6 protein-coding genes are annotated in these 9,714 nt (G+C 69.1%); 5 read left to right on the top strand and 1 reads right to left on the bottom strand.

Annotated elements, in window-relative coordinates; all coding sequences use genetic code 11:
- From IM632_RS06845 to IM632_RS06825, 5 genes are all read left to right on the top strand, one after another.
- On the top strand, positions 1 to 2,551 hold a 2,551-nt coding region (locus tag IM632_RS06845), incomplete at its 5' end, for an error-prone DNA polymerase (protein WP_296552151.1).
- A 64-nt stretch (positions 2,552 to 2,615) separates the two neighbouring features.
- Positions 2,616 to 4,118 (top strand): carboxylesterase family protein, encoded by a 1,503-nt coding sequence (locus tag IM632_RS06840; RefSeq protein ID WP_296552150.1) that lies wholly within the window; start codon positions 2,616 to 2,618, stop codon positions 4,116 to 4,118.
- 139 nt (positions 4,119 to 4,257) lie between these two features.
- Complete coding sequence (locus tag IM632_RS06835; protein WP_296497901.1) at positions 4,258 to 5,004, top strand: YebC/PmpR family DNA-binding transcriptional regulator; 747 nt, start codon at positions 4,258 to 4,260, stop codon at positions 5,002 to 5,004.
- Positions 5,005 to 5,023: 19 nt separating this feature from the next.
- A complete protein-coding gene (locus tag IM632_RS06830; protein WP_296481093.1) occupies positions 5,024 to 5,788 on the top strand; it encodes a site-2 protease family protein in 765 nt (254 codons plus the stop codon).
- Complete coding sequence (locus IM632_RS06825; RefSeq protein WP_296552149.1) at positions 5,785 to 6,504, top strand: hypothetical protein; 720 nt, start codon at positions 5,785 to 5,787, stop codon at positions 6,502 to 6,504. The genes IM632_RS06830 and IM632_RS06825 overlap by 4 nt, the downstream gene beginning before the upstream one ends.
- Before the next feature lie 76 nt (positions 6,505 to 6,580).
- On the opposite strand, the gene IM632_RS06820 is transcribed toward IM632_RS06825, so the two are convergent.
- Entirely contained in the window at positions 6,581 to 9,568 is a 2,988-nt protein-coding gene (locus IM632_RS06820; RefSeq protein WP_296481098.1) for a TonB-dependent receptor, read from the bottom strand.
- Positions 9,569 to 9,714: the final 146 nt, after the last annotated feature.

Here is a 9,714-nt window from a genome sequence, read left to right as displayed (position 1 = left end):
GGGGCTCAGGCTGGAGGCCAACGCCGAGCGCCGGCTGAAGTCCCCCGCCGAGATGGCGCGCCTGTTCGCCCGCTTCCCCGGCGCCGTCGAGCGCAGCCTGGAGATCGCCGGCCGGGTTGGCTTCGACCTGTCGGAGCTGCGCTACGAGTATCCCGACGAGCCGGTCCCGGCGGGGAAGACCCCGATGCAGCACCTGCGCGACCTGACCTGGGAGGGGGCGGGCTGGCGCTTCGAGGCGGGCATGGGCGAGGCCGAGCGCCGGACCATCGCCCACGAGCTGGACCTCATCGAGAAGCTGGGCTTTCCCAACTACTTCCTGACCGTCCACGACATCATCCGCTGGGCGCGGGCCCAGGGCATCCTCTGCCAGGGGCGGGGCTCGGCGGCCAACTCCGTGGTCTGCTTCTGCCTGGGCATCACCGCCGTCGACCCGACCAAGAAGGACCAGGACCTCCTCTTCTCGCGGTTCATCTCCGAGGCCCGGGGCGAGCCGCCGGACATCGACGTGGACTTCGAGCACGAGCGCCGGGAGGAGGTCATGCAGTACCTCTTCCGCCGCTATGGCCGGGACCGGGCCGCCATCGCCGCCACGGTGATCCACTTCCGCCCGCGCATGGCCATCCGCCAGGTGGGCAAGGCCCTGGGCCTGACCGAGGACGTCACTGCAGCCCTGGCCGGGACGGTCTGGGGGCCCTGGAGCGGTATGAGCCCGGACCCCTACATCCGCCAGGCGGGACTGGACCCGGACGCCCCGGAGATCCGCCGGGCCACCACCCTGGCGGGGGAACTACTGGGCTTTCCGCGTCACCTGTCCCAGCACGTGGGCGGCTATGTCCTGACCCGGGGCCGGCTGGACGAGATTGTCCCCATCAGCAACGCCGCCATGCCCGACCGCACCTTCATCGAGTGGGACAAGGACGACATCGACGCCCTGGGCCTGATGAAGGTGGACGTCCTGGCCCTGGGCATGCTGACCGCCCTGCGCAAGGCCTTCGAGATGATCCCGCCGCGGGCCGACGGGACCCGGCTGACCGACATCGCCCAGGTCCCCCAGGAGGTCCCGCAGGTCTACGACATGCTGTGCCGGGCGGACTCGGTGGGCGTCTTCCAGGTGGAGAGCCGGGCCCAGATGTCCATGCTGCCGCGCCTGAAGCCCCGACGCTTCTACGACCTGGTCATCGAGGTCGCCATCGTCCGGCCCGGCCCCATCCAGGGCGACATGGTCCACCCCTACCTGCGCCGGCGGGACGGGACCGACCCGGTGGAGTTCCCCGCCCCCGCGCCGGAGCACGGCCCGCCGGACGAGCTGCACCGGGTGCTGGGCAAGACCTTGGGCGTGCCCCTGTTCCAGGAGCAGGCCATGCGCCTGGCCATCGAGGCGGCCCGGTTCAGCGAGAACGACGCCGACGGCCTGCGCCGGGCCATGGCCACCTTCCGCAACCTGGGCAGAGTCAGCGAATACCGCCGCCGCTTCCTGGAGGGCATGACCGGGCGGGGCTACGATGCGGACTTTGCCGAGCGCTGCTTCCGCCAGATCGAGGGGTTCGGCTCCTACGGCTTCCCCGAGAGCCACGCCATCAGCTTCGCCCTCCTGGTCTACGCCTCGGCCTGGGTGAAGTGGCGCTGGCCCGACGCCTTCTGCGCCGCCCTGCTCAACTCCCAGCCCATGGGCTTCTACCAGCCCGCCCAGCTGGTGCGGGACGCCCGCGAGCACGGGGTGGGGGTGCGGCCCGCCGACGTCACGGCCAGCGACTGGGACTGCACCCTGGAACCGGTTCCCGGCCGGCGACTGAGGGCCGTGCGCCTGGGCCTGCGGCAGGTGCGGGGCCTGGCCCAGGAGGACGCCGAGCGCCTGGTCCTGGCCCGGGCCCGGGGGGCCTGCACCATCGCCGACTTCGCCCGGGTGGTGAGCAGCCGGGGCATGGAGCTGCTGGCGGGCGCCGACGCCTTCGCCGGCCTGGGGGTGAGCCGCCGCCAGGCCCTGTGGACGGTGAAGGGCCTGGCCGGCGCCGACCGGGCGGACAGGGACGCGCCGCTCGTCGCCGGGGCGGACCTGCCGGAGCCGGAGGCCGCCCTGCCCGCCATGACCGCCGCCCGGGAGACCGCCGAGGACTACCGGACCCTGCGCCTGTCCCTGAAGGCCCACCCCTGCGCCTTCCTGCGCGACGAGCTGGCCCGGCGGGGCGCCCGGACGGCGGCCGAGCTGGGGCGGATGCGCGACGGTCGCCGCACCGCCGTGGCCGGCCTGGTCCTGGTGCGGCAGAGGCCGGGTACGGCCAGGGGCGTGGTCTTCATGACCCTGGAGGACGAGACCGGCCCGGCCAACATCATCGTCTGGAAGGATGTCTTCGAGGCGCACAGGCCGGCGGTCATGCGCTCGGGCCTGGCCCTGGTGGAGGGGCGACTGCAGGCGGCGGGCGACATCCGCCACCTGGTGGCCGAGCGGATCACCGACCTGTCCTTCCTGGCCGCCGCCCTGCGGACGGACGAGCCCGGCGAGACGCCGGCGGCCAGCGGCGGCCGGCTGGTGGCCAGCCGGGACTTCCACTGACTGAGCAGGACCTTGACGCCCTGCAGGCCCTGCGGCGAAGTCCCAGCCGACAGGGAGACACGCCATGCTGAACATGCTCGCCCGGGCCGCCGCCCTTGCCCTTGCGCTGATGGCCGGCGCCGCCGCTGCGGAGCCCGCCCGGGTGAAGGTGGAGACCGGCGTCCTAACCGGGGAGGCGAAGGACGGCGTCGGCGTCTGGCGCAACATCCCCTACGCCGCCCCGCCCGTGGGCGAACGCCGCTGGGCCCCGCCCGCCCGGGCCGCCGCCTGGACCGGCGAGCGGGACGCCACGAAGACCGGCCCCTCCTGCGTGCAGAAGATGAACGCCGACGGCTCGCCTAACGGCGGCGGCGCCAACGGACCCATGAGCGAGGACTGCCTGCAATTGAACGTCTTCGCGCCGGAGAAGGCCCGCAAGGCGCCGGTCATGGTCTGGATCCACGGCGGCAGCCATCGGGAGGGGGCGGGCTGGATCTACGACGGATCGGCCTTCGCCCGCCAGGGGATCGTGGTGGTGACGATCAACTACCGGCTGGGACCGCTGGGCTATTTCGCCCATCCCGCCCTGACCGCCGCCGCCCAGAAGGGTGAACCCCTGGCCAATTACGGCCTGATGGACCAGGTGGCCGCCCTGCAGTGGGTGAGGCGCAACATCGCCGCCTTCGGGGGCGACCCCCGGCAGGTGACGGTCTTCGGCGAGAGCGCCGGCGGGATGAGCACCCTGGCCCTGCTGGCGACGCCCTCGGCCAAGGGCCTCTACGCCCGGGCCATCGTCCAGTCCGGCGGCGGCTGGTTCCCGCCGGTCACCCTGGCCCAGCGCGAGGCGGCGGGCGAGAGCGCCCTGACGGCGCTCGGCCACGCCAAGGCCTCCGCCGCCGACCTGCGCGCCCTGCCGGCCGAGGCCCTGGTGAGCGGCGTGGGCGGGAGCTTCGGTCCCATCCCCGACGGGCGCCTGCTGAAGGAGACCCCCACCCAGGCCTTCGCCGCCGGACGGGCCGCCGACGTCCCCCTGATCATCGGCTGGAACTCCGGCGAGGACTCGCTGATGGGCCCCTGGCGGCCGGAGATGGCCCGCGCCATCCCCGAGGGGGCGCGGAAGATCTACGCCGCCGAGGCCGCCCGGGGCGACGAGGCCCTGGCCCGGGCCGTCTTCACCGATAACCTGATGGGCGCCCCCGCGCGCTGGATCGCCCGGCAGGCGGCCTCCGGCGCCCCGGCCTGGCTTTACCACTTCTCCTATGTGGGGACCCGGTTCCGGCCCTTCACCGACCGCGCCGCCCACGCCGCGGAAATCCAGTACGTCTTCCAGTACTGGGGCCGGCGGACGCCCATGTCAGCGGTCTCGGAGGAGGACCGGGCCATGGCCGTGCTGATGAACGGCTGCTGGGCCGCCTTCGCCAGGACCGGCCGCCCGGACTGCCCCGGCGGCCAGGCCTGGCCCGCCTATTCGCGGGATTCGGACACCCTGCTGGAGTTCGGCTTTGAGACCGGCCTCAGGACCGGCTTCCAGTCCGGCCGCCTGGACTTCCAGGAACAGCAGCGCCTGCCTGGTCTCGCCCTGCCCTGACGCGGCCTCGATGGCGAAAAGGGAGGCCGGAGGAGGTCGATGGCGCCTCCGCTGACGCCCTCCAGCCTGCGCCCCGACTGGTCAGGCGGCGCGCGGGCGGCTAGAAACCGCCGGCATCGCCCACTGCGCGCAGGGACCCATGGCCGGACATTCGAAGTTCAAGAACATCATGCACCGCAAGGGTCGCGCCGACGCCCAGCGGTCCAAGCTGTTCTCCAAGCTCTCGCGCGAGATCACCGTCGCCGCCAAGACGGGCATGCCCGACCCGGCCATGAATCCGCGCCTGCGCCTGGCCGTGGCCAACGCCCGGGCCGAGTCCATGCCCAAGGACAATATCGAGCGGGCCATCAAGAAGGCCTCCGGCGCGGACGCCGCCTCCTACGAGGAGATCCGCTATGAGGGCTTCGGACCCGGCGGGACCGGCGTGATCGTGGAGGTGCTGACCGACAACCGCAACCGTGCCGCGGCGAACGTCCGCTCCCTGTTCTCCAAGCACGGCGGCAATCTCGGCGAGACCGGCTCTGTCTCCTTCATGTTCGACCGGGTGGGCCGCATCGTCTATCCGGCCTCCGCCGGGGGCGAGGACGCCATGATGGAGGCGGCCATCGAGGCCGGCGCCGACGACGTGGAGTCCGACGAGGAGGAGCATGTGGTCTTCTCGGCCTTCGAGACCCTCAACGAGGTGGCGGCGGCCCTGGAGGCGACCCTCGGCGCGGCCAAGTCCACCGGCCTGGCCTGGCGGCCCAAGAGCCTGACCCCCGTGGAGGGCGACGCCGTCGCCACCCTGCTCAAGCTGATCGACGCCCTCGAAGACGAGGACGACGTCCAGACCGTCTGGGGCAATTACGACATCTCCGACGCCGATCTCGAAGCCTTCGGAGGCTGACCCCGCAGGAGGGGCCGACATGGCCAGAACCGTCCAGTCCGCGTCCGGGAATCCCGTCGGCCTGATCCTCCTGGCCTGCCTGGGCTCGGCCTATCTCATGACGGTCAGCGACTTCCCGCCCCTGACCTTCATCTTCGTCATGCTGGGCTGGATCCTGGCCGTGGCCGTCCACGAGTTCGGCCACGCCTGGGTCGCCTGGCTGGGGGGCGACCACACGATCGAGGACAAGGGCTACCTGACCTTCGACCCGCGCAAGTACGCGGACCTGCAGACCACCCTGATCTGGCCGCTGATCGCCCTGGCCCTAGGCGGCATCGGCTTTCCGGGCGGCGCCGTCTGGCTGCGGGAGGACCTGATGCGCGGTCCTCTCTGGCGCTCGGCGGCCTCCCTGGCCGGGCCCGCCGGCTCCTTCCTGGTCATGATCCTCCTGGCCCTGCCCCTCGCCCTCTGGCCGCCGGAACCGGGGCAGGAGACCCTGGCCGCCGCCCTCGCCTTCCTGGCCTTCCTTCAGGCCACCGCCGTGGTCCTGAACCTCCTGCCGGTGCCCGGCTTTGACGGCTTCGGCGTGCTGCGGCCCTTCCTGCCGGTCCGGGTGCGCATCGCCGCGGCCAAGGTCGAGCCCGTCGCGCCCCTGATCGTGCTCGCCGCCCTCCTGTTGCTGCCGGGCGCCTCGACCCTCCTGTTCGGCCTGGCGGTCGGCCTGGCGCGGGCGGTGGGGCTGCCGACCGAATTGATCTTCCAGGGCCTGTCCGACTTCCGCTTCTGGACGCAGCTGGGCGGATGAGGCCCGATCCGGCCATCGATGTCCTGGCCGAAAGGCTGGTCGCGGCCCGCCCCGAAGGCCGGACCCTGGTGACCGGCCTGACCGGCGCCGTCTCGGCGGGCAAGAGCACCCTGGCCCTGCGCCTCGCCGACCGCCTGACCGCCCGGGGCCTGTCCGTCGAGGTGATCTCCACCGACGGCTTCCTCAAACCCAACGCCGTTCTCTCCGCCGAGGGCGCCCTGGACCTCAAGGGCTGGCCGCACACCTTCGACACCCCGGCCCTGCTCTCCGCCCTGGCGCAGGTCCCGTCAGGCCCGGTGGAGATTCCAGTCCACAGCCACGTGACCTATGACATCGACCCGGCCCTGGCCCGCCGCGTCGACCGGCCCGACATCCTGATCGCCGAGGGGCTGAACCTGCATTTCCGGGCCGAGACCCCGACCGGGCCCGATCCCCTTGACCTCCTGGTCTACCTCGACGCCGACGAGGCCGACCTGGAAGCCTGGTACGTGGCCCGGTTCCTGGGCTTCTGGGAGGCGGCCGAGCACGACCCGGCCTCCTTCTACACCCGCTTCCGGGGGATGGACCGCGACGCTGTCACGGGCCTCGCCCGCCGGGTCTGGGAGGGGGTCAACCTGCCCAACCTGCGCCAGCACATCGTCCGCGCCCGACCGACGGCGGACCTCGTGGTGCGCAAGGCGGCGGATCACGCGATCACGGGGATCGGGCGGCCCTGAAGGCGGTTTCCGTCCAAAGAAGAAGGGCGGCGGACCGAAGTCCGCCGCCCCTTTCTGGATCAGACCCCAGCGAGGATCACCATCTGTAGCTCAACCTGACGAAGGCCCGGCGACCGACCATATCGTAGGCGTTGAGGGCGGCGGTGCCAATACGGAACTGGTCTACGGAAGCTGCGGGCGGATGCTCGTCAAACACATTCTGTATACCCGCCTGCGCGGTCCACTTGTCCATCCGCTTGCGAAGCGAAAGGTCATGGGTGAGATAAAACTCGGTATACTGCTTGTAGAGGACAGGGGCGCCGACGACCCTCAGACCACTCGCCGTCGCAGCTGACGCCAGCAGTGTGGTGCAGGGCGCCACAACGCCGGCCGCATTGGTGCAGGTGGAGGAGTACCGGGTGCTCGGATACTCATCCTGACCGAGATACCCTGTATCCGAGGCCTTGCCGATGACATTCATGCCCCAGAAGGCGGTCCAGTCGTCCTTGTCGAAACGCACGTTCACCTCGCCGGTGAAGTCCGGACCGTCATACGAGTAGGTCGTGCCGTTAAAGTCTTCGACCGCCGCGGAGCCGAGCAGCTGGGTCTTGTCCTCCAACTGCCAGGTGAACTGGGACTCCACCCGGAGACGACCGAAATCGAAGTCATGCTCGTAACTGACGTTGAGGTCGATCCCGCGATTCTTCTGGCTGGCGACATTGATATAGCTATCGTTAACGCCCAGGATGCTCGGCGTGGGGCCGGTGTCCCTGGCCAGCAGACCGCAATAGGGATTGTTCGGATAGTCAGATCGCGAATAGCACTGGAAAGCGATGTTGGAGGCGCCGAACTGACGCACCTCGTCACTGACCTCAATATCGAAGTAGTCGATGGCCACCGAAAGACCCAGGGACTTTGGGGTCAAAACCAAACCTAAGGTCCGGGCCTCGGAGGTTTCGGCCTTCAGAACACCCTTGCCGCCGCCACTGACGATGACGGCGCTGGACGTGCCCCCGAGGAAGCCCTGGGGCACGCCGGCGGCGGCGCAGTTGGTGCGGATGTTCTGGTTGGAGCTGTCTTCATAACGGATGCAGGGGTCGACCGAGGCCTGATCGAGGAAGCCGATCTGATCGGCAAGGTACAGTTCAAAGAGCGCCGGTGCGCGGAAGGAGGTGCCGTCCGTGGCGCGAACCTTCAGCCATGGCGTCAAAGCCCAGCTCAACCCGACCTTGTACGTCGAGTTCGAGCCGTAGCTGTCATAATCGGTGTAACGGCCCGACAGGGTCAGGTCGAGCGACTCGAACAGAGGAACGCCCTTGACGATCGGCGCGTTCAATTCCGCAAAGACTTCCCTTACGTTATCGCCGCCTCGGGTGCGGCCTGAGGTGCTGGAGCCCCAGAGGTTCTGGGCCTGCGCGTTCGGGCCAGGAACGTCATCGATGAAATCACGCCGGTACGCGGCGCCGATCGCCGCCCCCACCGGGCCGGCCGGAAGGCGGAACAGATTGCCGGTGGCCGAAGCTTCAAACTGGGTCTGTTCATAAATCGTATTGCCCACCTCGTAGCCGAACAGGAAGGCCCTCTCGGCGTCGGTGAAGTTGCCGGCAAGGACCCGTGGCGAGGTCAGCGGGATGCCGTTGGGAATGGTCGAGCACTTTCCCCCAGAGATTGTGATCACGCTCTGGTCGCAGGGAAGGGCGGAAGTGGTCACGGCGAGGACGCGATCGTCATAAATCACGTCGCCGCCGTACTCCCCGTCCGACCGGGAGTACTGGAGGAAGGCGTCCCATGACCATCCGTCCAGAAGACCGGAGCCTGAGAAGTCGCCCCGGAGGCCCGCCACAAGGCGGGCATAGTCGACCTTCACCGACAGGTCGGATTTCACGGCGATGATCGGGCGTTGCCGACCCAGGGAGACGCCGAAGGGATTGTTGGGATTCCCCAGGATCCACGGAACGGCGAGATCCGGAAAAAACTGCTGAACGGAGGAAACGTCCACCTCGCGCCGGTTCAGCAGCACCTCGGCGTAACCCTCGACGGTGGGGGTCACATCAATCCCGGCATTGGCGTAGAGGTTGTAGCGCTTCACCGGATACAGAACTGAGGCCCGGTCGTAGAGCGGGTTCTCGGTCTCCAGGTAGGGGAAGGTCAGCGGAAAGCCGGCCCGCCCGCTTCGGGCCAGGCCGGCCGGGATGGGGATGTTGGCGTTTGAGCCGGAGTTGCCCTGCGCGGCGGTGGGGTAGGTGACGCCCGGCCGGGTGTAGACGAGGTTGCCCAGGCTGGTGCTGAGAGTGTTGGCGAACAGATTGTAGCACTTGGTTGTGCCCTGGGTGTTCTTGTAATCGACACGCTCGTTCTTTGCGGAATCCACCAGATAGTCCGCTGCGCAGGCGGTGTAAGGCCGGTCCTGACGACGCAGCACCTTCTGCTCGTAATAGTCAGCCGATACGTTGAAATAACCGCGCTGGAAGGTCTTCCCCCAGACTCCATTGAGCCTGTAGACCTCGCCGCCACCATCGGGCGACATGTTCGAGTACGCCTCGACCGAGCCCCTGTCGATCCTGGTGTTGGTGATGATGTTGACGACCCCGGCGACGGCGTCCGATCCGTAGACGGAAGAGGCGCCATCCTTGAGGATTTCGATCCGGCTGATCACGGACTGCGGGATGACATTCAGGTCCACGGGGCCGACGCCGCCCCGGACGCCTGCGGGACCGACCCGGCGACCGTTCAGCAGCACCAGACTCCGGCTGGCTCCCAGGCCGCGAAGGTTGATCGAGTTCGCGCCCGGACCGCCGTTCGTCACATAGCCGGTGAGCTGGTTGTTGACCTGGAACGAACCGGAAGCGAGCGAAGTCGACTGCAGGACCTGGGAGGTGTCGACGAGGCCCTTCAGGGTCTGCGTCTCTGCCGTAATGACCGTGATCGGGGAGGGTGAGGTGTACTCGGTCTTCTTGATCCGGGAGCCGGTGACGACCAGTTCCTCGACATCCGAACCTTGCTGCGCCATCGCGGCCGGCGCCAGAGCCAGGGCCGCAAGGCCGGAGATGAAGGTTGTTTTGAGAAGCGTGTGCTTGAAAGTCATGGTCAGTCGGAGTCCTTTCTGTCCTTCGCCGCAGTACCGGCGAGGCGCGAGAGCGCGTTACGCCCGGAGTCGGTTCATCTTTCAGACGTTAGTCTTGGAGCGCTCGCCTGTCCAATCTTGTCAACTGCGCCCCCTTTTCGCCGGAA

This window comes from Phenylobacterium sp. (assembly GCF_020402505.1).
GTDB lineage: Bacteria > Pseudomonadota > Alphaproteobacteria > Caulobacterales > Caulobacteraceae > Phenylobacterium.
The sequence above is the reverse complement of the archived record's forward strand: the minus strand, read 5'-3'. Positions and strand labels throughout refer to the sequence as shown.